At 63.3% G+C, this 26,213-nt stretch carries 23 protein-coding genes and 6 pseudogenes; 18 read left to right on the top strand and 11 right to left on the bottom strand.

Going from position 1 to position 26,213, the window contains the following annotated elements; genetic code table 11:
* Nucleotides 1-2 precede the first annotated feature (2 nt).
* The 9 genes from ABIF91_RS05690 (at nt 3) to ABIF91_RS05650 (ending at nt 6,374) form a co-directional block, all read left to right on the top strand.
* Nucleotides 3-1,049, top strand: a complete 1,047-nt coding sequence (locus ABIF91_RS05690; protein ID WP_424578798.1) for a flagellar hook-associated family protein — start codon at nt 3-5, stop codon at nt 1,047-1,049.
* Between the two features lie 69 nt (nt 1,050-1,118).
* A complete protein-coding gene (gene flaF / locus ABIF91_RS05685) occupies nt 1,119-1,463 on the top strand; it encodes a flagellar biosynthesis regulator FlaF (RefSeq protein WP_035670236.1) in 345 nt (114 codons plus the stop codon).
* Entirely contained in the window at nt 1,463-1,873 is a 411-nt protein-coding gene (flbT, locus tag ABIF91_RS05680) for a flagellar biosynthesis repressor FlbT (protein WP_035670239.1), read from the top strand. The genes flaF and flbT overlap by 1 nt, the downstream gene beginning before the upstream one ends.
* Nucleotides 1,874-1,888: 15 nt before the next feature.
* On the top strand, nt 1,889-2,311 hold the full coding sequence (flgD, locus tag ABIF91_RS05675; protein WP_284282812.1) for a flagellar hook assembly protein FlgD: 423 nt from the start codon (nt 1,889-1,891) through the stop codon (nt 2,309-2,311).
* Nucleotides 2,308-2,574, top strand: a complete 267-nt coding sequence (gene fliQ / locus ABIF91_RS05670; protein WP_027572776.1) for a flagellar biosynthesis protein FliQ — start codon at nt 2,308-2,310, stop codon at nt 2,572-2,574. Before flgD ends, fliQ begins: the two co-directional genes overlap by 4 nt.
* A gap of 75 nt (nt 2,575-2,649) precedes the next feature.
* Nucleotides 2,650-4,731, top strand: coding sequence for a flagellar biosynthesis protein FlhA (flhA, locus tag ABIF91_RS05665; protein WP_284282809.1), 2,082 nt, complete (start codon nt 2,650-2,652; stop codon nt 4,729-4,731).
* Nucleotides 4,728-5,480 (top strand): flagellar biosynthesis protein FliR, encoded by a 753-nt coding sequence (gene fliR / locus ABIF91_RS05660; RefSeq protein WP_035670248.1) that lies wholly within the window; start codon nt 4,728-4,730, stop codon nt 5,478-5,480. Before flhA ends, fliR begins: the two co-directional genes overlap by 4 nt.
* 7 nt (nt 5,481-5,487) lie before the next feature.
* Nucleotides 5,488-5,907 carry a hypothetical protein gene (locus tag ABIF91_RS05655; RefSeq protein WP_284282808.1) on the top strand — a complete coding sequence of 140 codons (420 nt, stop codon included), beginning with the start codon at nt 5,488-5,490 and terminating at the stop codon, nt 5,905-5,907.
* The gene (locus tag ABIF91_RS05650) at nt 5,904-6,374 is read left to right on the top strand and encodes a rod-binding protein (RefSeq protein ID WP_035670254.1); all 471 of its coding nucleotides are present in this window, start codon (nt 5,904-5,906) and stop codon (nt 6,372-6,374) included. Before ABIF91_RS05655 ends, ABIF91_RS05650 begins: the two co-directional genes overlap by 4 nt.
* Here the strand turns inward: ABIF91_RS05650 and ABIF91_RS05645 are convergent.
* Nucleotides 6,369-6,950 (bottom strand): hypothetical protein, encoded by a 582-nt coding sequence (locus tag ABIF91_RS05645; RefSeq protein WP_424578797.1) that lies wholly within the window; start codon nt 6,948-6,950, stop codon nt 6,369-6,371. The genes ABIF91_RS05650 and ABIF91_RS05645 overlap by 6 nt on opposite strands.
* Between ABIF91_RS05645 and ABIF91_RS05640 the strand changes: the two genes are divergently transcribed.
* Nucleotides 6,898-7,356, top strand: a complete 459-nt coding sequence (locus ABIF91_RS05640; RefSeq protein WP_035670256.1) for a hypothetical protein — start codon at nt 6,898-6,900, stop codon at nt 7,354-7,356. The two genes, ABIF91_RS05645 and ABIF91_RS05640, sit on opposite strands and share 53 nt — an antisense overlap.
* 186 nt (nt 7,357-7,542) lie before the next feature.
* Here the strand turns inward: ABIF91_RS05640 and ABIF91_RS05635 are convergent, their stop codons facing one another.
* Nucleotides 7,543-8,313: a winged helix-turn-helix transcriptional regulator gene (locus ABIF91_RS05635; RefSeq protein WP_348522440.1), complete on the bottom strand. Its 771-nt coding sequence runs from the start codon at nt 8,311-8,313 to the stop codon at nt 7,543-7,545.
* A gap of 297 nt (nt 8,314-8,610) precedes the next feature.
* Here ABIF91_RS05635 and ABIF91_RS05630 point away from each other — a divergent pair.
* A pseudogene (locus ABIF91_RS05630) lies at nt 8,611-9,189 on the top strand (IS630-like element ISRj1 family transposase); the annotation flags it as partial.
* Between the two features lie 146 nt (nt 9,190-9,335).
* On the opposite strand, the gene ABIF91_RS05625 reads toward ABIF91_RS05630, so the two are convergent.
* A protein-coding gene (locus tag ABIF91_RS05625) for an IS3-like element ISRj2 family transposase (protein WP_129557670.1) occupies nt 9,336-10,465 on the bottom strand; the annotation gives its coding sequence in 2 pieces (ribosomal slippage) (nt 9,336-10,213 and nt 10,213-10,465; 1,131 coding nt in all).
* A gap of 74 nt (nt 10,466-10,539) precedes the next feature.
* Between ABIF91_RS05625 and ABIF91_RS05620 the strand changes: the two are divergent.
* Nucleotides 10,540-11,043, top strand: a pseudogene (locus ABIF91_RS05620) (IS630-like element ISRj1 family transposase); the annotation flags it as partial.
* A gap of 242 nt (nt 11,044-11,285) precedes the next feature.
* On the opposite strand, the gene ABIF91_RS05615 reads toward ABIF91_RS05620, so the two are convergent.
* Entirely contained in the window at nt 11,286-12,350 is a 1,065-nt protein-coding gene (locus ABIF91_RS05615; RefSeq protein ID WP_026192128.1) for an IS630-like element ISRj1 family transposase, read from the bottom strand.
* A gap of 389 nt (nt 12,351-12,739) precedes the next feature.
* Between ABIF91_RS05615 and ABIF91_RS05610 the strand changes: the two genes are divergently transcribed.
* The gene (locus ABIF91_RS05610) at nt 12,740-13,696 is read left to right on the top strand and encodes a hypothetical protein (protein WP_028182380.1); all 957 of its coding nucleotides are present in this window, start codon (nt 12,740-12,742) and stop codon (nt 13,694-13,696) included.
* A gap of 8 nt (nt 13,697-13,704) precedes the next feature.
* Here ABIF91_RS05610 and ABIF91_RS05605 read toward each other — a convergent pair.
* The 3 genes and pseudogenes from ABIF91_RS05605 to ABIF91_RS05595 form a co-directional block, all read right to left on the bottom strand.
* Nucleotides 13,705-13,878: pseudogene (locus tag ABIF91_RS05605) on the bottom strand (MarR family transcriptional regulator); the annotation flags it as partial.
* 26 nt (nt 13,879-13,904) lie between these two features.
* Complete coding sequence (locus ABIF91_RS05600) at nt 13,905-15,173, bottom strand: IS256 family transposase (RefSeq protein WP_014497957.1); 1,269 nt, start codon at nt 15,171-15,173, stop codon at nt 13,905-13,907.
* 97 nt (nt 15,174-15,270) lie between these two features.
* Nucleotides 15,271-15,687, bottom strand: a pseudogene (locus tag ABIF91_RS05595) (MarR family winged helix-turn-helix transcriptional regulator); the annotation flags it as partial.
* 543 nt (nt 15,688-16,230) lie between these two features.
* Between ABIF91_RS05595 and ABIF91_RS05590 the strand changes: the two are divergent.
* The gene (locus tag ABIF91_RS05590; protein WP_208086440.1) at nt 16,231-17,574 is read left to right on the top strand and encodes an IS1380-like element ISBdi2 family transposase; all 1,344 of its coding nucleotides are present in this window, start codon (nt 16,231-16,233) and stop codon (nt 17,572-17,574) included.
* A 392-nt stretch (nt 17,575-17,966) separates the two neighbouring features.
* Nucleotides 17,967-18,854, top strand: a complete 888-nt coding sequence (locus tag ABIF91_RS05585; protein ID WP_035670262.1) for a dienelactone hydrolase family protein — start codon at nt 17,967-17,969, stop codon at nt 18,852-18,854.
* A 57-nt stretch (nt 18,855-18,911) separates the two neighbouring features.
* On the opposite strand, the gene ABIF91_RS05580 is transcribed toward ABIF91_RS05585, so the two are convergent.
* A complete protein-coding gene (locus ABIF91_RS05580; protein ID WP_028180767.1) occupies nt 18,912-20,177 on the bottom strand; it encodes a serine hydrolase domain-containing protein in 1,266 nt (421 codons plus the stop codon).
* A gap of 122 nt (nt 20,178-20,299) precedes the next feature.
* The gene (locus ABIF91_RS05575; RefSeq protein WP_424578796.1) at nt 20,300-21,148 is read right to left on the bottom strand and encodes an SDR family oxidoreductase; all 849 of its coding nucleotides are present in this window, start codon (nt 21,146-21,148) and stop codon (nt 20,300-20,302) included.
* 113 nt (nt 21,149-21,261) lie between these two features.
* On the opposite strand from ABIF91_RS05575, the gene ABIF91_RS05570 reads away from it, so the two are divergent.
* Entirely contained in the window at nt 21,262-22,044 is a 783-nt protein-coding gene (locus ABIF91_RS05570) for an HAD family hydrolase (RefSeq protein ID WP_085966144.1), read from the top strand.
* Between the two features lie 54 nt (nt 22,045-22,098).
* On the opposite strand, the pseudogene ABIF91_RS05565 reads toward ABIF91_RS05570, so the two are convergent.
* Both ABIF91_RS05565 and ABIF91_RS05560 read right to left on the bottom strand, forming a co-directional pair.
* Nucleotides 22,099-22,505 (bottom strand): annotated as a pseudogene (locus ABIF91_RS05565) (nuclear transport factor 2 family protein).
* Between the two features lie 128 nt (nt 22,506-22,633).
* The gene (locus ABIF91_RS05560; RefSeq protein ID WP_028180771.1) at nt 22,634-23,323 is read right to left on the bottom strand and encodes an aspartate/glutamate racemase family protein; all 690 of its coding nucleotides are present in this window, start codon (nt 23,321-23,323) and stop codon (nt 22,634-22,636) included.
* Between the two features lie 218 nt (nt 23,324-23,541).
* Between ABIF91_RS05560 and ABIF91_RS05555 the strand changes: the two genes are divergently transcribed.
* Together ABIF91_RS05555 and ABIF91_RS05550 are read left to right on the top strand one after the other, a co-directional pair.
* Complete coding sequence (locus ABIF91_RS05555; protein WP_050995211.1) at nt 23,542-24,330, top strand: metallophosphoesterase family protein; 789 nt, start codon at nt 23,542-23,544, stop codon at nt 24,328-24,330.
* Nucleotides 24,331-24,548: 218 nt separating this feature from the next.
* Nucleotides 24,549-26,211, top strand: a pseudogene (locus ABIF91_RS05550) (thiamine pyrophosphate-binding protein).
* The last annotated feature ends 2 nt before the right edge of the window (nt 26,212-26,213 follow it).

Genomic DNA, 26,213 nt, shown 5'->3' with positions numbered 1-26,213 from the left:
TCATGATGAGCGCAAACTACGTCTCGACCTTGATGCTGTCCTCGTCCTTGAGGTCCTCGATCACGAATAACCAGGCTGCGCTGAGCAAGGCATCGACGGAGGCGACCACCGGTCGCTTCTACGACGTTGGCCTCGAGCTTGGTGCCACGACGGCAAGCGACCTCACGCTGCGGGCTGACTTCAGCTTCGCCGATCAGCTCGTCGACACCAACGGGCTTGTCGCGGGACGCCTGGACGTGACGCAGAACCGCATCACCCAGCTCAGCAAGACGGCGACGGACTTCCTCAAGGACCTGATCGCGGCCCGCAGCACCGACGGCGGCGGGCGGGTCATCCTGCCGCCTGCGGCCTCCAATCTCCAGGATCTAATCGGGGCCTTGAACGTCTCCTACAACGGCTCGTATCTGTTCTCGGGCATCAACACGCAGAACGCGCCGATCACGGCCTATACCGCCGGCTCGGCCAGCAAGAATCAGGTCGACGCCGATTTTCTCGCGACCTTCGGCTTCGCGCAATCTTCGCCCGCCGTGGGCACCATTACCCCGGCCCAGATGCAGACCTTCCTCGACACCACGTTCGATGCCGAGTTCGCGAGCCCGGCCTGGAATACCAACTGGTCATCGGCCACCGACCAGACCATGCAAAGCCGCATCTCGACGACCGAGATCGCCGATACGTCCGTCAGCGCCAACGAGGCCGGCTTCCGCAAGCTCGCCGAGGCCTACACCATGATGGCCGATCTCGGGAATGTAAACCTGAGCCAGGAGACGTTCCAGGTCGTCGTGGACAAGGCGATCGGCCTCGTCGGTGAAGCCATCACGGACCTCGCTGCGCTTGGCGGCAGCGTCGGCACGGTTCAGCAGCGGATCACCACCGCAACCGAAAAGCTCAAGACGCAGCAGGACATTCTGAACAATCAGATCGTCGGTATGGAGAAGGTCGACCCGACCGAAGCCTCGGTCCGGGTCAACACCCTGCAGACCCAGATCCAGACCGCCCTGGCGCTCACCTCGCAGCTCCAGAAGATCAGCCTCATCAATTATCTCTGAGCCAAGGCTGCCCCTGGAAGCCTCGTAACCTTTGTCTAGTTGTTCGGTCTCCTGCGAAGAGTGGTCCTGATGACGTTTGAAGCCTATGAAGCCGTCGTTGACGAAAGTGGCTATGAGGCGCGAAGCCGCGAGCGGCAGGCGCTCACTCTCGGAATCGACCGGCTCGAGCGGATCCAGAAGGGTCGCTTCAGCGCCGAGGACCTGGTCGAGAGCCTGCTCTATGTGCGGCGGCTGTGGACGATCTTCATCGAAGATCTTGCGCACCCGGAAAACGGGCTGCCGGACAAGCTGCGCGCCGACATCATCTCGATCGGCCTGTGGGTCGTGAAGGAAGCCGATCGTCTTCGCGAGCAGAGGTCGAACGACGTGGAGCAACTCATCGAGATCAACCGCCTGATCAGAGACGCGCTCTAATGAAGATTTCCTTGCGGGCGGGCGAGCGGATCTACATCAACGGCGCGGTGCTTCGCGTGGACCGCAAGGTCTCCGTCGAGCTCGTCAACGACGTGATGTTCCTGCTCGAAGGGCAGATCATGCAGGCTTCCGACGCCACCACGGCGCTGCGGCAGCTCTATTTCATCGTCCAGCTCATGCTGATGAACCCGACCGACGTCCGCGACGCTGCGGCGCTCTACGCGCAGCATCACGCCGCCCTGTGTGCTGTATGCGAGAACCGCGAGATGCTCGACGGACTCGGCGCGATCGACGAACTGGTCGGGTCGACCCGCTACTTCGAAGCGCTCAAGCGAATTCGGGCGCTGTTCCCGGTGGAGCAGGCCATCCTGGCCGGCGCCGCCACCGTTTCCCCATTCGAGGCTGCCTGACAGCGGAGAGGCCAGATGAACGTCACCAGCGCAACCGACACGACCGGAAATGGCTCCAGTTCGAACAGCACGAACTCGCCGACGTCGAGCAACAGCGTGGATTACAACACGTTTCTTCAGCTCCTCATCGCCGAGATGAAGAATCAGGATCCGACCAATCCGATGGATACCTCGCAATATATGAGCCAGTTCGCCCAGCTCTCGACGGTCGAGCAGGCAATGCAGACGAATTCGAAGCTGGACGCGCTGCTGTCCTCGCAGTCCTTGTCGCAGGCCAACGGGCTGATCGGGAAGACGGTCAGCTTCACCGATTCGACCGGTGCCAGTTTCAGCGGCAAGGTCGTTTCGGTCTCCATCAACAACGACGGCTCCATCGCGACCCTCGCGGACGGCACGAAGGTCGCCGTCGGGCCCGGGCTCACGATCAGCCAGTCATGAACGAGCGGGACGCTCTCGATATCGTCCAGGCCGCGATCTGGACCATCATCGTCGCCTCCGGCCCCGCGGTCGGCGCCGCGATGCTGGTCGGCACCGTCATCGCGTTGATCCAGGCCCTGACCCAGATCCAGGAGGTGACACTGACCTTCGTTCCGAAGATCATCGTCATTCTCCTGGTCGTTGCCGTCTCGGGCTCCTTCATCGGCGCGCATCTCTCGACCTTCACCGAGATGGTCTATTCGCGGATCGAGCACGGCTTCTGATCCGGACAGCCCCGGCACCACCCTCGCGTAAGCTTTGCGCGGCAGATTGCGGGCGGACCCTCCTGCCGGTGACCCATGGCCGATACGTTAGCTGCCAGCCTGCCCAGCCCGCGCCGCCTCGGAGCGGACGCCTTCTTCGCGGCCGGCATCGTGACCATGCTCACGATCCTGTTCCTGCCGATTCCTCCGATCCTGATCGATCTCGGCCTTGCATTCTCGATCGCGCTGTCGGCGCTGATTCTGATGGTCGCGCTATGGATTCAGCGACCGCTCGACTTCTCGGCCTTCCCGACCGTGCTGCTGATCGCGACGATCCTGCGCCTGGCGCTGAACATCGCGACGACGCGTCTGATCCTGTCGCGGGGCGGGGAGGGCGAACAGGCCGCAGGCCATGTCGTTGCCGGCTTTTCGAAGTTCGTCATGGGCGGCGACTTCGTCATCGGCCTGATCATTTTCGCGATCCTTGTCACGGTGAATTTCGTCGTGATCACCAAGGGTGCGACGCGTATCGCCGAGGTCGGCGCGCGTTTCACCCTGGACGCCATTCCGGGCAAGCAGATGGCGATCGACGCGGATCTCTCCGCCGGCCTGATCGACGACAAGGAAGCCCAGCGCCGCCGGCGTGAGCTCGAAGAGGAGAGCGCGTTCTTCGGCGCCATGGACGGCGCCTCGAAGTTCGTCCGCGGCGACGCCATCGCCGGCCTCATCATTACTGCGATCAACATCTTCGGCGGCATCGTCATCGGCGTCACCCATCACGGATTGACTCTTTCCCGCGCCGCCGACGTCTACACCAAGCTCTCCGTCGGCGACGGTCTGGTGTCGCAGATGCCGGCGTTGATCGTGTCGCTGTCCGCGGGCCTCCTGGTCTCCAAGGGCGGCACCAGGGGCTCGGCCGAGCAGGCGGTGCTGCGGCAGCTCGGCGGCTATCCGCGCGCGGTGTCGGCGGCCGCGCTGATGATGTTCGTGCTGGCCCTGATGCCGGGGCTGCCGATGGCGCCGTTCGTGCTGCTCGGGGGTGTCATGGCCTTCGTCGGCTATTCGCTGCCGAGGCGGCAGGCGGCGCGGGAGCGCAAGGAGGCGGCATCCAAGGCCGACGAGCGCGCCCAGGCCGAGGCCAAGGAATCGGTGAAGGAGCAGCTCAAGACCGCCGAGATCGAGCTGGCGCTCGGCGGCCACCTTTCGGTCCATCTCTTGGGCTCGCGCACCGAGCTCGCCCACCGCGTGGGCAAGATCCGCAAGAAGTTTGCCAAGCAGTACGGCTTCGTCATTCCCGAGATCAAGCTCACCGACAATCTGTCGATCGATCCCAAGAGCTACCAGATCCGGATCCATGACACGCGCGTTGCCCATGGCGAGCTCAGGCTCGGCGAGGTGCTGGTGCTGGTCGACAAGGACGGCAAGCCCGACGTGCCGGGCGACGAGGTGATCGAGCCTGCCTTCGGCATGAAGGCGCTGTGGGTGACGGAAGCCTTCACCGACGAGGTCAAGCGGCAGGGCTGTAAGCCGGTCGACAATTTGTCGGTGCTGCTCACCCATTTGAGCGAAGTGATCAGGGCGAACCTCGCCCAGCTTCTGTCCTACAAGGACATGCGCGGGCTGCTCGACCGGCTCGATCCCGAATACAAGCGCCTTGTCGAGGATCTCTGCCCCTCGCAGATCTCCTATTCGGGCCTGCTGACGATCCTCAAGATCCTGCTGGCCGAGCGCGTGTCGATCCGCAACCTCCATCTGATCCTCGAGGCGATCGCGGAGATCGCGCCCCATGTGCGGCGCTCCGAGCAGGTCGCAGAGCACGTGCGGACGCGGCTTGCCCAGCAGATCTGCGGCGACCTCTCCGACAATGGCGTGCTCAACGTGGTCCGTCTCGGCAACCGCTGGGACCTGGCGTTCCACCAGAGCCTGAAGCGCGATGCCAAGGGTGATGTCGTCGAGTTCGACGCCGACCCGCGCCTGATCGAGCAGTTCGCGACCGAAGCCAGCGCCGCGATCCGCAAATTCACCGAGAACGGCACCAGCGTGGTGCTGGCGGTGACCCCCGAAGCCCGTCCCTATGTCCGGATGATCCTGGAGCGGGTGTTCCCGACCCTGCCGATCCTGTCGCATGTCGAAGTCGCGCGCAGTGCCGAGATCAGGGCGCTCGGAGCCGTATCGTGATCAGCGGCCTCGCCGACAGCGTACTGGTGACGTTCATCGTGTTCTGTCGCATCGGCGCCTGCCTGATGCTGGTGCCCGGCTATTCCAGCGTCAACGTTCCGCCCCAGGTGCGCCTGTTCGTCGCGCTGGTCACGACGTTTGCGCTGACACCGATCCTGATCGCGGTCCTGAAGCCGCTCACGGACAACGCGGCACCGCTGACGCTGGCGCTCCTGATCTGCTCGGAGCTCGTGGTCGGCAGCGTCATCGGGCTCGGCGGGCGCGTGTTCTTCCTCGCGCTCCAGACCATGGCGACCATGATGGCGAGTGCGATCGGGCTCAGCAACATCCCGGGCACCCCGGTCGGCGACACCGATCCGGCGCCGGCCCTGGTGCCTCTGATCATGGCGGCCGTCACCACGCTGTTCTTCATGACCGACCAGCATTGGCAGGTGCTGCGCGGGCTGATGAACTCCTACGACGTCTGGCAGCCCGGCAGCAAGCTTGGTGGCAGCATGGCGCTCGACCTGCTCGTCGGCCGACTCTCGGAAGCGTTCGTGCTGACGCTGCGGATCACCAGTCCCTTCATCGTCTATTCGGTGATCGTCAACCTGGCGGTCGGCCTGATCAACAAGCTGACGCCAGCGATCCCGGTCTATTTCATCTCCGTGCCCTTCGTGCTGTTCGGCGGCTTCCTGCTGCTCTATCTCACCAGCGACGAACTGCTGACGCAATTCATGCTCGGCGTCTCGTCGTGGCTGGCGGAGTGACCCGGTCATGACGTCGCGCGCGGACAAGCTCGGCCGGATGGTCTCGCTCGTGAAGCTCCAGCTTCGGCTGTCTGAATGGCAGCTCGCGCAACTGCGGCAACAGGAGCGCAGCCTGCAGGACGAGCAGGCATGGCTGGTCGGAGCCCTGAACGACGGCAGGGCGCCAGCGGGATCGTCGAGCGAATCGATCGCGCGGCGCCTGAACAGGACGAGCGTCGGCGCACGCGTGGTGCAGGTGCAGGCCGCGCAGCAGCTCGACCAGGTCCGCGCGGAAAGCCGCCGCGTGAAGCAGCTCGAGGAGGTCGCGAAGGCCGCGCTCGCCGACAAGCTCCGTGACGCGGAGAAGCGCGCGCTCGAGGAGATGACGGGAATAAACCCTGCCGTGCGCGCGTGGATGCCACGGCCAGCCAACCGGGACAAGATATGATCGTGACCGCGACACCCGACCTCGTTCTCGATGTCCTCGAAGCCGCCGATCCCGTGACACAGCGCGCGGCGACCGCGAAGCTCGACGCCTTGAAATCCGCCGATGCCGACTTCGCCGCCACGATGGACGCGGAGATCGGCAAGGCTGCCGCCGGTCAATCCGCGAAGGTCTCGGAATCGCAGCTGGGTGCAGTGAACGGTCCGCCGGTGCAGGTGATCAAGGCGCCGGCATCCGGCGATGTCTATCGCAAGTTCGAAGCGTTCATCCTCCAGACCTTCGTCGAGACGATGTTGCCGAAGGAGTCGGAGGAGGTGTTTGGCAAGGGCACGGCTGGCGGCGTCTGGAAGTCGATGCTTGCGGAGCAGCTTGGCAACCAGCTGGCAAAGGGCAAGGGCATTGGCATTGCCAGGCAGCTCGCCGCCGCACATCCGGCCGGACCGGACGCGGCGGGGAAGGCTGGATCATGATCTGCGAACGGGTGACAGAAGTTGAGGGGTGAATTTCCGATGCAGGCACAAGAAGGTGCGGCGGCCATGACGATGGACCAGGCGGTCGCGGACACCGAAATGATGACGACGGAAGCAGCAGCAAGCGATGCGCTGCTGCCCGTCCTGCTGCCGATCGCGGGCGGCGAGGCCGTGGTCGAGGCCGCGGATGCGGTGAGATCGGACGAGGTGCGCGGCCTGCTGGCCGCAATCCGCCGGCTCGCGAATATCGTCGAGGAGGAGACGGCCGCGCTCGCGACGGGTCGGAAGATCGATTTCGACGACTTCAGCGCGCGGAAGAGCCGGAGCATGCTCGAATTCGTCCGCCTGATGCGGGCGCGGATGCACCTCGGCGGTGAAGTCGAGATCACCGAGGAGATCCAGCGCCTGCGCGAGAAGCTCGAGCGGAATCGTTCCATTCTGGAAATGCACTACGATGCGGTGCGTGAGGTCGCGAGCATCATCGTCACTGCGATTATACCGGTCGCGCAACGCAGGACGGAAAATGATCAGGCTGGTGCTGGCCGGACTGTGGGTATGCATCCTCACCGCGGGCACGAGCTATGCGGTTGCCTACTGGAAGGAGAACGGCAGCCTGCTGCCGGCGAAGGACGAATATCTCGACGGGCTGCAATATCAGAAGACGCGGGCACTGAGCGTGCCCATGGTCGAGAACGGCAATGTGCAGGGCTACATCGTCGCGCGCTTCGTCTACACCGTCGAGGGGCGGACCATGCACCAGCTGAACGTTCCGCCGGAACCGTTCGTCGTCGACGAGGCCTTTCGCAGGATCTATGCCGACGAGCGTCTCGATTTCAGGAAGCTCGCCCGTTACGACCTCTCCATCCTGACCACGGCCATCAAGCAGCGTGTCAACGAACGGATGCAGGCTGAAATCGTTCAGGACGTCCTGGTGGAGGACTTCAACTACGTGTCCAAGGAAGAATTCCAGCAGAAGCCGTAGAGCAAGCCATCCGGAACGGCGTTTCCGGGAGGATCGCGCCCCAAATGGCCAGCTGACGCCGGCGCCACGATAGTCGCGCCGCGAATGCAGGCATATGTCCTGCCGCCTCTGCCGCTGAAAGTACAACGGCCTCTGCGAAGTTGCTCGCAGAGGCCGTTGCAGGTTTGGCGGCAGCCTCCTGCCGCGTCAGTTTCCGGCCGGATAGGCTGCCGGGGCGGCATGGGCTCTGTTCAGGAGGATCCCGACCTCGTCGAGCTCCTGCACCGGCTCGTCGAGGGTCTCGCCGGCCGGGATATTGAGGCGGTATCCGACGTAGCGTCGGGCCACGATCGCGTCGAAGCCGAGGCGGTCGCGGAGCTTCTTGCGCAGCTTGCGGACGTGACTCTCGATCACGCTCTCGTCGAAGGTGGACTCGAAGATGCCGTAGACCGCGTTGAAGATCTGCGTCTTTGTGATCCACTTGCCGTGGTTTGCGACCATATATTCGAGAATGCGCAGTTCGCGGCGGGGCAGGGTGAGGGCGTGGCCCGCGATCTCGGGGTCACGGCCGTTGAAGAAGACCTGAATCCTGCTCTCGCAGGGCCTCGGCAGCTCGCCTACCCGGCGCCGCGCGATCGCGGCCGTCCGGGCGAGGATCTCCCGCAGGTGAACCGGCACGTGCACGACGTCGTCGACGCCCGATTCGAACAGCTCCAGCGTGTTCTTGAGCATCTTCTGGCCGCTCACGGCGATGATGGGCGCCGAGGAACGCTTGCGCATCGCCCGTGGCAGACTTCCGCGTGCATCGCAATCCCCGAGGAGAAAGGCGTCCACCGCTGCCAAATCCGATTCACTCGCGGATTGCAGCCAGTCCCAGAATTCTCCGGAAGAGAAGCCGATCGACGACACACCTTCGCGAACGAGCCCTCCGACGTAGCTGTTCGCGACGCTCTCGCGATCATCAACGATAATATACATCAGTCTTTCGCCCCTGTTTCGCACTTGTTGCGGCCGGCTGGTTGTTGTGATGCTCCGGCTCGGCAACGATGCTGTTTGACGACATTCCTTCCCGCGAACCGTTGTTATGGTTTCGATATTCGCGGGCAGCCCTACGCATTCAGTGCTTGCGTCACGCAGGCCTGCTACATCAACTCGATACTGAACGCTTACTGGCGTGAGGCCCGGCGGGTGCCTTGCGGGTCACCTCGCGGAGCGGATTGAGAAACGACCTAGTACCCACTTTTCTTGGAACATGAGTCGTGATTCAAGGTCGGGATGATACCCGAAGCAAGAGAAGTCCACCTTTCGAGGAAAGATCGCAAGGTGCTTGAGGCGTGCTGTCGCTCACCGGTGACGTTGCAGCGCGATTTGAAGCGGGCGCGGATAGTTCTGTTGGCGGCGGATGGGCGCAGCACCCGGTCGATCGCCAAGGAAGTTGGGGTCCAGCCGCGGATTGTCAGCCTTTGGCGGCATCGCTATGCCGACCATGGCCTTGAAGGGCTGCAAGACAAGCTGCGGCCTGGCAAGCAGCCGATCTATACGAAGACGACCGACAAGCGGATTCTGAAGCTGCTGGATAAGCCGCCACCGCAAGGGTTTGCGCGCTGGACCGGCCCCCTGCTGGCCGAGGCGCTGGGCGATGTCGATGTCCAATATGTCTGGCGGTTCCTGCGCAGCCACAAGATTGACCTGGTGGCTCGCAAGTCCTGGTGCGAGAGCAACGACCCGAACTTTACGGCCAAAGCCGCCGATGTTGTCGGCCTCTATGTCGCGCCGCCGGCGAAGGCCATTGTGCTGTGCGTGGACGAGAAGCCCTCGATCCAGGCTTTGGAGCGAGCGCAGGGTTATCTGAAGAGAGCTGGCCCCGGTTGTTTGGACAGCGCCCCGCTGGATTTAAGTGGATTCCTGCCGGGTTATGCTGAACGCGGGGCTTTACGGTTTTGTCGTTGCGTCGGGAGGGCGTAGCCCGACCAGAGCGACGACAAAACCGTCGGCGACGGTCATGCGGCCATCACCATAGCTTGCGTGCCGAAGTAAGCCTCGTCGGGCGTGCGCCCGTCAAGGCTCGAGTGAGGGCGTCCCTGATTGTAGAAGGCCAGATACTTGGCAATTGACGCTCGCGCCTCGGACACGCTGTCGTAGGCGCGGAGATATACTTCTTCGTATTTGACCGTGCGCCAGAGCCGCTCGACAAACACGTTGTCGCGCCAGGCGCCCTTGCCGTCCATGCTGATGGCGATCTTCGCGTCCAGCAGCACATCGGTGAACTCGAGGCTGGTGAACTGGCTGCCCTGATCCGTGTTGAAAATCTCGGGCCTGCCGTGCTTCGCCAACGCCTCCTGGACCGCTTCGACGCAGAAGGCCGCCTCCATTGTGATCGAGACGCGATGGGCCAGGACCCGTCGGCTGAACACATCGACGACCGCCGCGAGATAGACGAAGCCACGCCGCATCGGAATGTAGGTGATGTCCATTGCCCACGCATGGTCGGGCCGCTCGATCTTCAATCCGCGCAACAGGTACGGGTAGATCTTGTGACCCGGAGCCGGCTTGCTCGTGTTCGGGCGACGATAGACCGCCTCGATCCCCATGCGCTTCATCAGCGTCGCGATGTGGCGGCGACCGGCGTATACGCCCTCCCGCCGCAGCAACGATCGCAGCATACGCGCTCCCGCGAAGGGATAATCGAGATGCAGCTCATCGAGCCGACGCATCAAGGCAAGGTCCTCGGCCGAAACTGGCCGAGGTTCATAGTAGACCGTGCTGCGAGCCAGCTTCAGGACCTTCGCCTGGCGCACGATAGAAAGATCATGATCGCGGTCGATCATCGCTTTGCGCTCAGCAGGCCCGCCTTGGTGAGCGCGCCGGACAAAAAATCGTTTTCCAACGCCAGCTCGCCGATCTTGGCATGTAACGCCTTCAAATCGACCGGCGTCTCGGCCGATGTCTTGTCATGCCCAAACACGCCGGCGGCGCCTTCCAGGAGCTGGTTTTTCCAGATCGTGATCTGGTTCGGATGAACATCAAACAGTTGCGCCAGCTCCGCCAGTGTCTTGTCGCCTTTGACCGCAGCCAAAGCAACCTTCGCCTTGAATGCCGGAGAATGCGTCCGGCGGCTCTTCTTCGTCATCTTCGCTCCTGATTCGCAGCAAGAATCCTCGCCGCTGTCAGGCAGAAAATCCACTCAAGCTACTGTCCGAATTTGCGGGGCCAGCTCTGAAGTTGCCCAATGGCCGCGCCTTGACCGGCCAAAGCCACGATTACAAGCGGCATGGCACCACAACATTGTTTGCGGCGCTCGAAGTCGCCACCGGAAAGATCATCGCGACCCATTCAAAACGCCGGCGCCGCGTCGAGTTTCTCGATTTCATGAACAGCGTCACCGCGGCTTTTCCGAACCGCAAGCTTCACGTCATCCTCGACAACCTCAACACCCATAAAAAGAACGAGGACTGGCTCAAGGCCCACCCCAACGTGCAATTTCATTTCACGCCGACAAGTGCGTCATGGCTCAATCAGGTCGAAGTATGGTTTTCCATCTTGCAGGGGCAGTCGCTCAGCGGCACCTCCTTCACGAGCCTCAAGCAGCTTCAGGAACACATCGATGCCTACGTCAACGCATACAACGACAGAGCCGAGCCCTTCGTCTGGACCAAGAAAAAGGTCCGTCAACGCCGTTTCAAAGGCCGCCGTATCACTCAGCTCTGATTCCGGGTACTAGATCAGTTGCGCCAAGTTGCTCATCGCTTCCGAACACTGCTGAACTGTGTCGATCTCCTCGCCAACTGGCGAGAATCACTTGAGTAGGACCGTAACAATTGCCGATTTCCGATCAAGCGTGCGCAGCAAAGCGGTTGCTACACGTGCTTGATGCTGTTGATTCATTTCCGGTTGTTGCTTGGTATATTCAATCGCATCAGTTGATTTGGTTTCCAAACTAGTACCCGGAATCAGAGCTGAGTGATACGGCGGCCTTTGAAACGGCGTTGACGGACCTTTTTCTTGGTCCAGACGAAGGGCTCGGCTCTGTCGTTGTATGCGTTGACGTAGGCATCGATGTGTTCCTGAAGCTGCTTGAGGCTCGTGAAGGAGGTGCCGCTGAGCGACTGCCCCTGCAAGATGGAAAACCATACTTCGACCTGATTGAGCCATGACGCACTTGTCGGCGTGAAATGAAATTGCACGTTGGGGTGGGCCTTGAGCCAGTCCTCGTTCTTTTTATGGGTGTTGAGGTTGTCGAGGATGACGTGAAGCTTGCGGTTCGGAAAAGCCGCGGTGACGCTGTTCATGAAATCGAGAAACTCGACGCGGCGCCGGCGTTTTGAATGGGTCGCGATGATCTTTCCGGTGGCGACTTCGAGCGCCGCAAACAATGTTGTGGTGCCATGCCGCTTGTAATCGTGGCTTTGGCCGGTCAAGGCGCGGCCATTGGGCAACTTCAGATAACCCTGCGCTCGCTCCAAAGCCTGGATCGAGGGCTTCTCGTCCACGCACAGCACAATGGCCTTCGCCGGCGGCGCGACATAGAGGCCGACAACATCGGCGGCTTTGGCCGTAAAGTTCGGGTCGTTGCTCTCGCACCAGGACTTGCGAGCCACCAGGTCAATCTTGTGGCTGCGCAGGAACCGCCAGACATATTGGACATCGACATCGCCCAGCGCCTCGGCCAGCAGGGGGCCGGTCCAGCGCGCAAACCCTTGCGGTGGCGGCTTATCCAGCAGCTTCAGAATCCGCTTGTCGGTCGTCTTCGTATAGATCGGCTGCTTGCCAGGCCGCGGCTTGTCTTGCAGCCCTTCAAGGCCATGGTCGGCATAGCGATGCCGCCAAAGGCTGACAATCCGCGGCTGGACCCCAACTTCCTTGGCGATCGACCGGGTGCTGCGCCCATCCGCCGCCAACAGAACTATCCGCGCCCGCTTCAAATCGCGCTGCAACGTCACCGGTGAGCGACAGCACGCCTCAAGCACCTTGCGATCTTTCCTCGAAAGGTGGACTTCTCTTGCTTCGGGTATCATCCCGACCTTGAATCACGACTCACGTTCCAAGAAAAGTGGGTACTAGTTTTGCACCGTGGCGGGTGTAAAGTTCCGCATCCCCGTGCAATTGCAGCTGTTTTGAGTAGAGCAACGGTCTTGCAAATCGAGCCCTCTTCAACCCCGGATTGACTCTGGCGCTTGTCTTTCCACATGCGACAAGTCGACTCACTTGTGGCGACACGACTCCACCTTGGTGAAATCTTGGCGAGTGTGTGTCTTTCGAGTCGCACTATCGCCGCGTGTATGACGCGATCCGACTCATGCAGCGCCGCATCGCGCGCTATGGAAAGTTTTCCATGCACACGTTTCAGGCAAGCTTCGGCAAATAACGTCACCGTTCGACACATCGAACGAACGGAGCATTTCATATGTTGTCCGATGGACAAGCTCGTCCCAACGCGACCGCGGATGCTTCCGCTGCGGCGAAGCCGGCTCCGGAGGCGCGCGATACAAGGGATGGTGCGACGCGAGCGGACAAGCCCGCTGCAAGCGCAAAGCGTGTATCGACCGCGGCGAGCGACGAAGCTCTCGCGAAGGAAGCTCTCGAGGGGCTGAAGCGCATTCGTGCCAAGGCGCGCCTCGACAAGATGGCGATCCCGAAACCTGCGCCGGCCGTGATCAAGCCGGCCGTGATCGTGGCGAAGCCGCCGCCGCCCCGTCCGACATGGGTCGCACCGCTCGCAACTCTGGCGGTCGCTGCCATGCTGGTGGTCTGCGCCTGCACCGGCGTGATCGCCTATCTCACCACCCAGCCCGCTCAGAACAACGTTGCGACCAATACCGAGATCAGGAACCTGCGCGAGACCGTGGCGCAACTGCGCAGGCAGTTGTCGGGCGTGTCCGAAAATCTCGATGGCTTGCGTACTGCGGTCGATCAATCGAGCAAGGCGACGAATGATCGCTTCGGCAGATTTGCCGAGAACCTGGACCGGATCGAGCGGGTGAGCTCGTCCTCGACGGCGAAGCTCGACAAGCTTGCCCAGGCACAGGTTCAGGCCCAGGCTCCGGCGCCGGCGATGGCGCAATCGCAGCCGGCGTCGCAGCAAGGACCGATGATGGCTTCGGTCGCGGCGCCCGAATTCACGGGCTCGGTGCCTGCGTCCGAGCGTACGTCGGTGCCGCGCAAGACGATCAAGGGCTGGTCAGTCCGCCAGGCCTATGAGGGGATTGCGATCCTGCAAGGCCCGAACGGGGTCATCGAGGCCGTACTGGGACAACAAGTGCCCGGCCTCGGTCGCATCGAAGAGATCAGAAACGAGAACGGGCGCCTGGTGGTGGAATCCAGCGGCGGCGTCATCTATTCGTCACGCAAGGCAACGCCTTGACCAGCCTTCTATTGACGGTGATGCTCGAAGCTGGTGCATAGCAGATCGACCTCCGTCTCCGCGATCGGTGCACGAAACAGGCGGCAGCTGAACTCGACCGTCGTCTTGCCGTCCGTGGTGGTGCGATCTTCCCGCAGGAAGATGCATCGCTTGCAAACGTCGGTGTGATGCCGCTGCGAGCTATGCGGGATTTTGGGTGACGAGGCGATCAGGCGGCGTGGTTTTCCGGCACTTGGATGACCTCGATGCCGTTTTCGAATCTGACACCTGCGCTGACCTTCGGCAACTGATTTGTGCCTTTCAGCCGCCGCCAGGTCTTTGATGCGGCGCAGAGCAGCTTGAACACCATCAACTTGGCAGTCGTTGACGATAACGAACCTTTCGTGCGCACCGTTCTGTGCCGGACCGTCGCGAACACGCTTTCGATGGGATTCGTCGTCCGCAAGTGGTCCCAATGCTCGGCGGGGAATTCGTAGAACGCAAGCATTGCGTCGCGATCTTTCGTCAGGCACTCGACCGCCTTGTCGTACTTCGCTCCGTATTTCTCGGCAAAGACATCGATCGCCACTTCGGCCGAAGCTCGGTTGGACGCCAAATAGACCTCGCGCAGATCCTTCTTCATGCTGGCCTGTACCGACACTGCGACTTTGTTCAAGATATTCGCGGTTTTGTGCACCCAGCACCGCTGATGTCGCGTGGCGGGAAAGACCTCGTCGAGCGCCTTCCAGAAGCCGAGCGCGCCGTCACCGACGGCGATTTCCGGGGCGATCTTCAGCCCTCGGGTTTTCGCCTCGACGAGCAGTTCGTGCCAGCTCTGCGTGCTCTCGCGCACGCCGACCTGGAAGCCGATGAGTTCCTTCTTGCCTTCCGGCGTCGCGCCGATCAGCACCAGCATGCATTCGCTGTGGTCTTCCATGCGAGCCTGCAGGAAGACGCCGTCCGCCCACACGTATACGTACCGGCGCGCCGACAGATCGCGCTTCTGCCAACGCTCGTACTCGAGCTGCCACTCCGTCGTCAGTCTGGAAACCACCGCCGGAGAAAGATTCGGCGCATCCTTGCCCAAGAGCGCCGCCAGCGCCTCCTGGAAGTCGCCCGTCGAGATGCCTCGCAGATACAGAACCGGCAAAAGTGCATCCAAGCTCTTCGTGCGCCGTGCCCACAACGGCAGGATCGCCGAGGTGAAGCGGATCCGCTCGCCATCGCTGGTCACCGCGCGATCGCGAATCTTTACCCGGGCGACTTCGACGGCGCCGATCCCCGTCTGGATCGTCCGCACTGGACCATGGCCGTGTCGCACGAGGCGGTCGCGGCCATCGGGAAGCTTCAAGCCCTTCATCGCGGCGAGAAACGCCTCGGCTTCCATCTCGACAGCCTGCGCAAGCAGCTGCCGAGCTCCAGATCGCAAAATATTCGTCAGTGGATCGTCGATCTCATCGGGCTGACGCAGTGGGACAATGTTGCTATGCTCGTTCATGGCGTATCGCTCTCCTTGAGGTTCTGGCAGGCTCGACACCCGCCTCGATACGCCGCCTATCTCATTCCGTCATCACCCAGTTTCCCGCATAGCTCTGCCGCTGCTCGGCTGCGTCGGACTGATCCAGCACGTGCCGGAACGTGTCGCGGAAGCGGGTCTTGACGTCGTCGTCGAGAACGGCAATCGCCTCGACGAGAACGTTGACGGGGTCGCGCACCAGGAATTTCTTGCCCTGCTGGGTCACGCTCAACATCACCGACCGCTTGTCCGTGGCCGAACGTTTTCGTTCGAGGTAGCCGAGCCGCTCGAGCTCGCCGATGATGAACGAGGCGGTGCCCCGCGTGGTGCCGACGTAGCTCGCCAGCGCCGACGGCGTTCGGGAAAACCGGTTGGCCCGGGAGAGGAAGCGCAGCGCCATCCATTCGCGGTCGCGCAAGCCGTGCTTGGTGCCTTCGAACCACAGGATTCGCGCGGCCTGCTCCAACAATTCAATCGATTCGCGAGCCAAGTTCATTTCAGTTCCAGGTCGTATAAACGTTTATTCAATTGAGCCTTGGGTAGCGCAATCTGGGTGGACGAGAATGAAGCCCGCAGGCGCTCCTTCGTCCGTTGATGGGCGGCGGATCGCGCTTGGGGGAAGAAGCCTCTCCGTTTCGGAGATGGAACTTCCGGCCGTGGACTAGTGCTTCACAAAGAAAGTTCGAGTAAATCGCGCGGCTCGGATACTCGGAAAATTTCAATCAAATGACGACGGTTCGCCCGCGAATTGGCGATGATATGCGATGCGCGAGCAACACGATCTGTCATTGCCGCCGCTGCAGTGGCCATTTGTTGCGGCCGAGCATGTCGAGCGTGCGAACAGGGGCATCCTTCGCAACCTCTCGCAGTGTGGCCGGCCGGGAAAGAACCATATTTTTCGGTTAATGGATGTTGCGATGCAATGTAGCTAGCCCGTCTTATTCGTAAGAGTGCGCCTGAGGGGTAAAGCGCTGATGCGGCGTAGGATTCGGTTGCGAAGCCAACCCCATCACCTCCAACCGCGAACGCCACGCCCGCCATGACCGACGATACGATTCCGCCCTTCTCGTTTCCAGCCGTTCACGCCAAGAAAGTCACAGCTGCCTTCGATGGTGGGCGCCTAACCTCGAACGGGGGCGTGATGCTTCTGGCGATGGCCGAGCGGCGTCTCGGTTTGGCCAACAATCTGGCCCGGGTGTTCCCGGATCGGCGCGATCCGACGCGGGTCGTGCACAGCCTGGTCGATATGTTCCGCGCTCGCATGTTCGCGATCTGCTGCGGCTACGAGGACGCCGACGACCTCGATCATCTGAGGTCCGATCCGGCATTCAAACTGGCCTGCGGTCGCCTACCGGACACGGGCCGGGATTTGTGTTCCCAGCCGACGCTGTCGCGGCTGGAGAATGCTCCGCGCCTGCGCGACGTGATCCGGCTGACCTACACTTTGGTCGACGCATGGATGGATAGCTACCCGCGCGAGCCGGCATCCGTCACGCTCGACATCGATGATACCTGCGACGTCGTCCACGGCCATCAGCAGCTCTCGCTGTTCAACGCTCATTATGACGAACGCTGCTTCCTGCCGATCCACGTCTACGACACGGAGAAGAGCCGGCCCGTGGCCGTCGTGCTGAGGCCCGGCAAGACGCCGGGCGGCGTCGAGGTGCGTGCCCATCTGCGCCGCCTGGTACGGCATATCCGGACGCGATGGCACAACACGCAAATTACGTTCCGTGGCGACGGGCACTATGCCCGGCCGGAGGCAATGGCGTGGTGCGAGACCAACGGCATCGACTACATCTTCGGTCTGTCCGGCACCAAGCCTCTCGCCAGAAAAGTCGACGAGGTCGCCGACGACATCCGCACGCGACGCGCCATCGAGAACCTGCCGGTTCTGCGTGGCTATACCGAGACGCGCCACAAGGCAAAGTCCTGGGATCGCGAACGGCGCACTGTCGCCCGTATTGAGGCGACGATGCTCGGCCTCGACATCCGCTTCGTCGTCACCAGCCTCGATGTCGGCTCGGCCGAGTGGATCTACGACAGCCTGTATTGCGCGCGCGGCCAAGCCGAGAATCTGATCAAGCTGCATAAGACGCAGCTCGCCTCCGATCGCACCAGCTGCCGTTCGGCGCTCGCCAACCAGGTCCGTCTCGTGCTCCATACGGCCGCTTATTGGCTGATGCTGACCGTGCGCGACGCCATTCCCAAAGCCCGGGAATTGGCCGCTGCCGAGTTCGCGACGCTGCGTCTTCGGCTCTTGAAAATCGCCGCCCGTGTCGTCGAGACCACGAGCCGCATTCGCCTTGCGTTTGCCGCGGCATGTCCCGAAGCCGACCTGATCTGCGGCTTGCCCGGCGCGCTGCTGCCGCTCGGTCCTTGACCGGCGGGGCGTCCGCCCCCGTTCGCCCAACCCATCCCTCAAGCGCGTTGCAAAGTACCGGTCGTCAGGCGGCGAAAAGCCGAAGGCAATCCTGTGCGCCTCGTCAGACAAGATGTGCGGCCGCATCAATCGGGCCCAAAAGCCGCACTCTCACGAATAGGACGGGCTAGACGGTTAAGTCCGGTACACGCGCGATCCAGGGACCGAGTGTCCGTGGGAGATGGACAGGCAGGCGAGGCTCGACTTTGAAACGTGCCGCCTTCTTGGCCGCGATCGGCAACATCCTCGAATTTCGACGACTCGTGCTCGCAGGCTGGTGATTTGCGTTTCGCCGGCAACTATTGGCGAATGCGTCGCCCCAGGGGTAGCAGGCAGCAGGAAGGAATGGACCGATGAGCTTCGAAACCACCATGGCATCCGACGTCGTCGGGCTGACCAAAAGCGCCCCGGTCTCACGTCGCGGATTCATGAGTGCCACCGCGGCCGTTGCGGCGGGCTATACGCTTGCGGCCGGGCCCGTGCGCGCCGGGGTGGTCACGACCGACACCAATGGTCTTGAGGCCGGCGATGCCAAGATCAAGGTCGGCTCCGAGGAGATGCCGGTCTATTTCGCCCGCCCGGCCGGCAATACCAAGGCGCCGGTGATCGTCGTGGCGATGGAGATTTTCGGCGTGCACGAATACATCAAGGACGTGACGCGGCGCCTGGCCAAGCTCGGCGCGTTCGCGGTCGCGCCCGACTATTATTTCCGCAAGGGCGTCGACCTGACCAAGGTCTCGGAGCTCAAGGACCTGCTGCTGGTGGTGAACGCGAAGCCGGACGCCGAGCTGTTGTCCGATCTCGATGCGACGGTGGCGTGGGCTGGTTCGCAAGGCGGTGACGTCACCAGGCTCGGCATCATCGGCTTCTGCCGGGGCGGCCGCACGGTCTGGGAGTACGCCGCCCATAGCGGCGCTCTCAAGGCAGGCGTTGCCTTCTATGGCACGCTGGTCGATCCTGCCAATCCGGCGTGGCCGAAGAGCCCGATGCAGCTCGCGCCCGAGATGAAGGCGCCGGTGCTCGGCCTTTACGGCGGCGCTGATACCGGCATTCCCGTCGCCCAGGTCGAGCAGATGAAGGCGGCGCTCGAGCAGAACAAGAAGACGGCCGAATTCAAGATCTACCCCGAAGCGCCGCACGGCTTCCATGCCGATTATCGCGGCAGCTACCGCAAGGACGCCGCGGAAGACGCCTGGAAGCAGGCGCAGGCCTGGTTCAAGAAGTACGGCGTGTTGAGCTGATGCATGGTTTCGAAGGGCGGCCCGATCGGCCGCCCTTTTGATTTGCACGCAGCGACCTCACTTCGTCATCGCGCCGTAGACGATGTCCTGGACCTGCTCGCGGTAATATTTCCTGAGCTCGCCAGGCGCGGCCGTCCCCACCACGACGACGAGACGCTCCTTGGGATCGCAGAAGAACTGCGTTCCGTAGGCACCATTCCACGTGAACTCGCCGGGATTGCCGGGGACTGAAGACAATCCTTCGCTGGTCCGGACCGCAACCGAAAGGCCGAAGCCGAAGCCGCCGCGATGCGGCTCGACATTGGCCACCTTGTTCTTGATCTCGGGGCCGAGGTGATTGGCTGTCATGTGATGCACGGTCTTCGGACCGAGGATGCGCTGGCCGTCCAGCTCACCGCCGTTGAGCAGCATCTGTCCGAAGCGGATGTAGTCGCCGACCGTCGCGAACGAGCACGCGCCGCCGCAATCGAACTTGGTCGGGGTGTCCAGGAGCTTGATGGCCTGCGGCTTGCCGGTGAGCGGATCGTTCGTGAACGGGCGGGCAAGGCGAGGGCGCTGGGCGTCGGTCGGGTGGAAGGTCGCATCCTTCATGCCGAGCGGCTGCCAGACGTTGGCGGCGAGATAGTCGCCGAGCTTCTGCTCGCTCACCTTCTCGACGACCGCGCCGAGCACGTCGATCGAGAAACCATACTCGAACTCGGTCGAGGGCTGATGCGCCAATGGCAGTTTGGTGATGCGGTCGATGAAGGCCTGGGTGTCGCCCTCGATCGCCGGCGCGACGCCGTCGGGATATTGCCGCGCCAACGGGCTCGATGAGTCCGGGCGGCCGCCATACATTAATCCCGACGTGTGCCGGTAGAGATCGTGGATGAAGATCGGCGAGGCCTGCGGCTCGAGCTTGAGCGAACCGTCGGCCTGGGGAACGCCGACCTTCATGTCGGCGAAGCCCGGGTAGTAGTCGGACAGCCTGGCCTGGAGCGGCAGCCGTCCCTGCTCCATCAGGGTCAGGCCGGCGACCGCGGCCATTGGCTTGGTCATCGAGGCCAGCGCAAAGATCGCATCGATCGGCATCGGCGTGCTCTTGGCGGGATCGAGCATGCCATAGGCCTTGTAGTGGACGAGCTTGCCGTCGCGCGCGATGGCGACCACTGCGCCGGGTACGCGCTTGGCCGCGATTTCGCGCGCGAAGAAGCTATCGAGGCGCGCAAGGCCTTGTTTCGAAAAACCGACGTCGTCGGGATTGGCTTCGGGCAGCGGCGCGGCGCGCGCCGCACCGAGCGTGACGACGGCAGTCGCAGCGATCATGGCGATCGTCTTGTTCATTGCATTCTCCCAAGAGGCGAGCTCGTTGTGTGGTGGCTCGCTCGATGGCTAGATCACGGCCGCACCGGGATGAAGTCAAGCGCGGGCAAGGCATGTCTGGGAGGCGTGGGAGTGCAGGAACCCTATCGTCCTTCGCCTGCCCGCCACAGCGCGTCGAGGCCGTGCCGATAGGTGGGGTAGGCCGGCGAGACGCCGAGCTCGCGCTTCAGTTTCACGTTGGAGACACGGGCGCTGCTGGCATAGAAGCTGCGGGCCATTGCCGACATCTCGGCGGTCGCGAACGCTTCTTCTGGCGGCGGCGCCACGCCCATCAGCTTCGCCGCATAGGCGATCACGTCCTGCGGCGGCGCGGGCTCGTCATCGCAGACGTTCCAGGGGCCGCCGTTCGGATATCGAATAGCGGCCATGATCGCGCTGGCGATGTCGTCGACGTGGATGCGGTTGAAGACCTGTCCCGGCTTGATGATGCGCCTCGCCGTTCCCGCGCGCAGCGTCGCGAGCGCGTTGCGACCGGGACCGTAGATTCCCGCGAGCCGCAGGATCGCCGCATCGCCGCGCGCCGCGTCCGTCCAGGCCTGCTCCGCGGCAACCCGCATGCGCGTGCGGTCGAGGACGGCCTGCGGCGGCGTGCTCTCGTCGACCCACGCGCCGCCGTGATCGCCGTACACGCCGATGGTGGAGAGATAGACGACCTTGCGGCGGCCTTCCTGTAGCACGTTGCCGAACGCCGTGATGGCGGGATCGCCGACGCTGCCGGGCGGGATCGATACCAGGAGGACATCGGCGTCGCGGACCTGTTGAACCGTCTCTTGCGACGGACGGCCGCTGGAAAACGGATGCACCTCAACGCGGGCGAGGTCGTTGCGTTGCGCGGGGTCGCGCACGGTGCCGGCGACATGCGAGAAGCTGCCGCCGTGCTGGCGAACGAAGTGCCGGGCACTGTAGCCGAGGCCGAGGATGAAGAGCCGCATGCGTCTCCTGTGCAGGTCGGAGTTCCCGCTCGCGCCGTGGCGCCCCACGCTCATAAGAGATTTTTGGGTCCGGCAAAAGATATTGCGATTTGTCTCGCCCGCCACTGCGGGCAATGCTCGCACGTCACAGCCAGGTCGGGAGGGAGGCGTCGTTGGCGACCGGATCGATCATTCAGGCGGGAGCGCCCGCGGCAGCGCGATGCGATGGCGGTGAACTGATCCGGCGCGCGGCTGCGCTGATCTTCGACGTCGACGGCACCCTCGCCGAGACCGAGGAACTGCACCGCCGGGCCTTCAACTTCGCCTTCGCCCGCCACGGTCTCGACTGGCGGTGGGACCGTGCCGTCTACAAGGAGCTGTTGCGGGTCACGGGCGGCAAGGAGCGCATGCGCGCCTACCGCACGAGGCTGGGGACCGCTCCACCATTGTCGGACATGGACATCGCAGAGCTGCACCGCATCAAGACCGCGCATTATGCCGAGCTGATCGAAACTGGCTGCTGCCCCTTGCGGCCGGGCGTGACGAATCTGCTCGCTGCGGCCCGTGCGCGCGGCCAGCGGCTTGCAATTGCGACCACCACCTCGCACGGCAATATCGATGCGCTGCTCTCGCAGGCCCTGGGCAGGCGCTGGGCTGCGGATTTCGAGGCGATCGTCGCCGGCGATGACGTGCGGCACAAGAAGCCTGCGCCGGACGTCTATCTCGAGATCCTGGTGCGGCTGAAGCTAGGCGCGGCGGACTGTGTCGCGATTGAGGATTCCGCCAACGGTCTGGTTGCGGCCTCGCGTGCCGGCATCCCGGTTTGGATCACGCGCAGCATGTTCTTTGGGGACGATGACTTCACCGCGGCGCGGGTCGTACTGGACGACCTGTCGGAACTCGGTGCCGCCAAATAAAAAACTGAGGAACAACCCCATGCACAGTAGATCACGCCTACGTGATCGCTACGGTCAGTGGACGCGGTGACTCGTTCTATCGTCCTCGGCCTGTTCGACAATCTGCGCGATCGGGCTGGACTGGTGGTGCACCAGGCGCCAGTCGTCGCCGACACGACGAAAATGGTTCGCGGCGGCCAAGGCGGTGCCGTCGACGATCTCGATGCAGAGCACCCGCGCGCTGTCGCCATCGACGATCGCCTGCGGCTCGGCGCAGACGATCTGCGGCCGCTCCGGGTTTGCAGGATGTCGCGCCAGCTACCGATCACGGTGGCGCGCCCGATGATGGCCGGCCAGCCGGGATGGATGCAGGAGATGGCGTCGTCATCCGCCCACATCCGTTGCATTTCGTCGAAATCGCCGGTCGAAAAGGCGGCGTAGAAGGCCGCGTTGGCGGCGATGACCTTGCTGTCGTTTGCCATGCCTCCGGGGTGGGGCAAGGACAGGCAAAAATCAAGCGCGACTTCCGTCGATTTTGGCCGCAGTGCAGCATTCAAGTTCGCGCCCGCTCTGTGGGCGGTCCACACTGGGGAAGGCGGGCGAAGACGCATCATCCGATCGCAAAATCGGCTGCCGTCTCCGCGTGAATGGCCGTCGTGTCGAACGTCTCGACCGAGGTATCGTCCTGGCCGACCAGCATCGTGATCTCGGTGCAGCCGAGGATCATGCCCTCGGCGCCGCGGGCGACGAGGGCCGCCATCACCTCCTGATAGCGACGACGCGAGGGAGCGGCGACGTTCCCGAGGCACAGCTCCTCGTAGATGATGCGGTTCACATCGGCGCGCTCGTCGGCCGGAGGAATCAGCACATCGAGATCATGCGCGCGCAGCCGATCGATGTAGAAATCCTGCTCCATCGTGAACTTGGTGCCGAGCAGCCCGACCCGCCGGTATCCCTTGGCCCGAATCCGCTGCGCCGTCGCGTCGCCGATGTCGATGAACGGAACGGTCACGCTGGCCGTGATCTCGGGCGCCAGTTTATGCATCGTGTTCGTGCAGAGCACGATCGCGCGCGCCCCGGCGCTTTCGAGCCGCCGTGCGACCTCCGCCAGGCTGGCCGCCGCCTCCTGCCAGCGGCCGGCATACTGCATCTGTTTGATCTCCTCGAAATCGTAGGAATACAGCAACAATGGTGCCGAATGCAGCTTGCCCATGCGGTCGCGGACCCGCTCGTTGATCAGCTTGTAGTAGAGCGCGGTGCTCTCCCAGCTCATGCCGCCGATCAGGCCGATGGTTTGCATTCCAGTGCTCCCAGCAGTGATTCAATTGGATCGTAGACGAAGGCGCCGAAGCCCGGTAGCCGTCCCTTGATTGCGGCACCTTCGTTGTGTCATTGTTCCCTCGCGCCGATTTGATCCTCAGCTTGCGGGCGCTTCTACAAATGCAGCTAAAGAGAACCGCTATCCCTGCATCGTCCCGCATTGCGTGAATCGTCGGCCATCTCGACTGGGAGGGTCAAATGAAATTTGCTGCGATCGCGGATGTGCACGGGAATCTCCCGGCGCTGGACGCCGTCCTTGCGGACATTGCCGCGCTCGGTATCGACGAGGTCGTCAATCTCGGAGACCACGTCAGCGGGCCGCTCGAGGCGGCAAGAACCGCAGACCTGCTCATCGAGCGCGGCTTTCCGTCGGTGCGGGGCGATCAGGATCGAATTCTCCTGGAGCTCCGGCAGGCGGGTACTTCGGCGCGCAGTGATTTCCAGCAACTCGCGCGCAAGCATTTCGATTGGATGGCAAGCATGCCACCCACGCTGATGTACAGAGACCGCGCGTTCCTGTGCCATGCGTCACCTGGGAACGATGCCGCCTTCTGGCTCGATCATATAGCCGATGACGGCGGCGTGCGCGCCAGTCCGATCGAGGCGATCGAGTCCGAAGCCGCGGGAATCACTGCCCAGGTCATCCTGTGCGGGCATACTCACGTTCCGAGGGTCGTTCGTCTGAGGGATGGGCGACTGGTCGTAAACCCCGGCAGCGTCGGGCTGCCTGGTTACGACGGCAAGTCGCCTGTGCCTTACGTGGTTGAGGTCGGCACGCCCCACGCGTGCTACGCCATATTGGAGCATGCCGGACGCGCCTGGAGCGCGACGATCCGCTATGTGCCCTACGATAGCGCAGCCATGGCCGCACTGGCGCGCAGCAAGGGCATGCTCACCTGGGCGAGCGCGATTGCAACCGGTTGGGTTCGGCCGGAGCGAAGTTGGGCTGGCACCAGGTCAGAACGGCGCTCCATGGTGCCGCGCTGACGCTGCGGACCTCGAAGCGCTCCGGTATCTGTTCACGGATCTGGTCCAGGGTCGCCGCGACTCGGGCGGTCGTGCAAAGGGCAGGGACGGGCATGCCGCCTGCGCAGGCTGCGAAAAGCCTTTCGATCTTGCGTGTCCTGTCGGCCTGTCCTACGCCACGTCCGAACGTAATTTTGCGAGGCGGTGAGGGGCATCGCCGAAGTCTCGAGGGAGCCGACATGACCATTCGCAACACCCGCACCGGGGGCCAGATCCTGATCGATCAGCTCGTCGCCCAAGGCGTCGAGCGCGTCACCTGCGTGCCGGGCGAGAGCTATCTGGCGGCGCTCGATGCGCTGCATGACAGCCCGATCGACGTCGTGATATGCCGGGCCGAAGGCGGCGCTGCGATGATGGCGGAAGCCTATGGCAAGCTGACCGGCCGCCCCGGCGTCTGCTTCGTCACCCGCGGCCCCGGCGCGACCAATGCCAGCCACGGCGTCCACATCGCGATGCAGGATTCGACGCCGATGATCCTGTTCGTCGGCCAGGTCGACACCGGCATGCGCGAGCGCGAGGCGTTCCAGGAGCTCGACTACAAGGCGGTGTTCGGCTCCATGGCGAAATGGGCGGTCGAGATCGATCGCCCCGACCGCATTCCGGAGCTGGTGGCGCGCGCCTTCCGCGTCGCCATGCAGGGCCGCCCCGGTCCCGTGGTGATCGCGCTGCCGGAGAACATGCTGACCGAGACCGCCGCCGTTGCCGATGCCATGCGCATCGAGCCCGCCGTGAGCTGGCCGGCGCCTGCCGATATCGAACGCGTTGGTGCGATGCTTGCGAGCGCCAAGGCGCCGCTCGTCATTCTCGGCGGCACGCGCTGGACCGATGAGGCGACCAGGAGCATTGCGCGCTTTGCCGAGCGCTTCGACCTGCCGGTCGCGACCTCGTTCCGCAGGGCTTCGCTGATCGATGCCGACCATTCACACTATGCCGGCGATCTCGGCATCGGGCCGAGCCCGGGCCTGAAGGCGCGCATCGAGGGCGCCGATGTCATTCTTCTCGTCGGGGGCCGCATGTCGGAGATGCCGTCCTCGTCCTATACGCTGCTCGACATTCCGACCCCGCAGCAGAAACTGAATCCATGTGCATCCCGGCTCCGAAGAGCTCGGCCGGGTCTATCAGCCGGCGCTTGCGATCCAGGCGACTCCCGCCGCCTTCGCCGCCGCCGTCGAGACGCTGAAGCCCGCCGGCGCGGTGGCCTGGAAGGGCGAGGCCGCCAAGGCGCACGCCGATTATCTCGCCTGGACCGGGAAGGCGCGCGAGCTGCCGGGCTCGTTCCAGTACGGCCAGGTGATGACGTGGTTGCGCGACCGCCTGCCGAAGGACGCTATCGTCTGCAACGGAGCCGGCAACTATGCCGGCTGGATCCATCGCCATCACCGCTTCCACAGCTTTGCCGCCCAGCTCGCGCCGACTTCGGGCTCGATGGGCTACGGCGTTCCGGCCGGCGTGCTCGCCAAACGGCAGTATCCGGATCGCGTCGTCGTCGCGTTCGCCGGTGACGGCTGCTTCCTGATGAACGGCCAGGAATTCGCGACGGCCGTGCAGTATGACGCGCCGCTGGTCGTCATCATCATCGACAATTCGCAATACGGCACCATCCGCATGCACCAGGAGCGCGACTATCCCGGCCGTGTCGTCGGCACCCAGCTCAAGAATCCGGACTTCGCGATGTATGCGAAGGCGTTCGGCGGCCATGGCGAGCGCGTCGAGCGCACCGAAGAGTTCGCGCCGGCCTTCGAGCGCGCGCTCGCTTCCGGCAAGCCGTCGATCCTTCACTGCATCATCGATCCGCGCGCGATCTCGGTCGGCAAGGATTTCGTGCCCGCGGTGAAGGCCTAAGC

This window comes from Bradyrhizobium sp. USDA 241 (genome assembly GCF_049739505.1).
In the GTDB taxonomy this organism is placed as follows: Bacteria; Pseudomonadota; Alphaproteobacteria; order Rhizobiales; family Xanthobacteraceae; genus Bradyrhizobium; species Bradyrhizobium liaoningense.
This window is presented reverse-complemented; position numbering and strand designations above follow the sequence as displayed.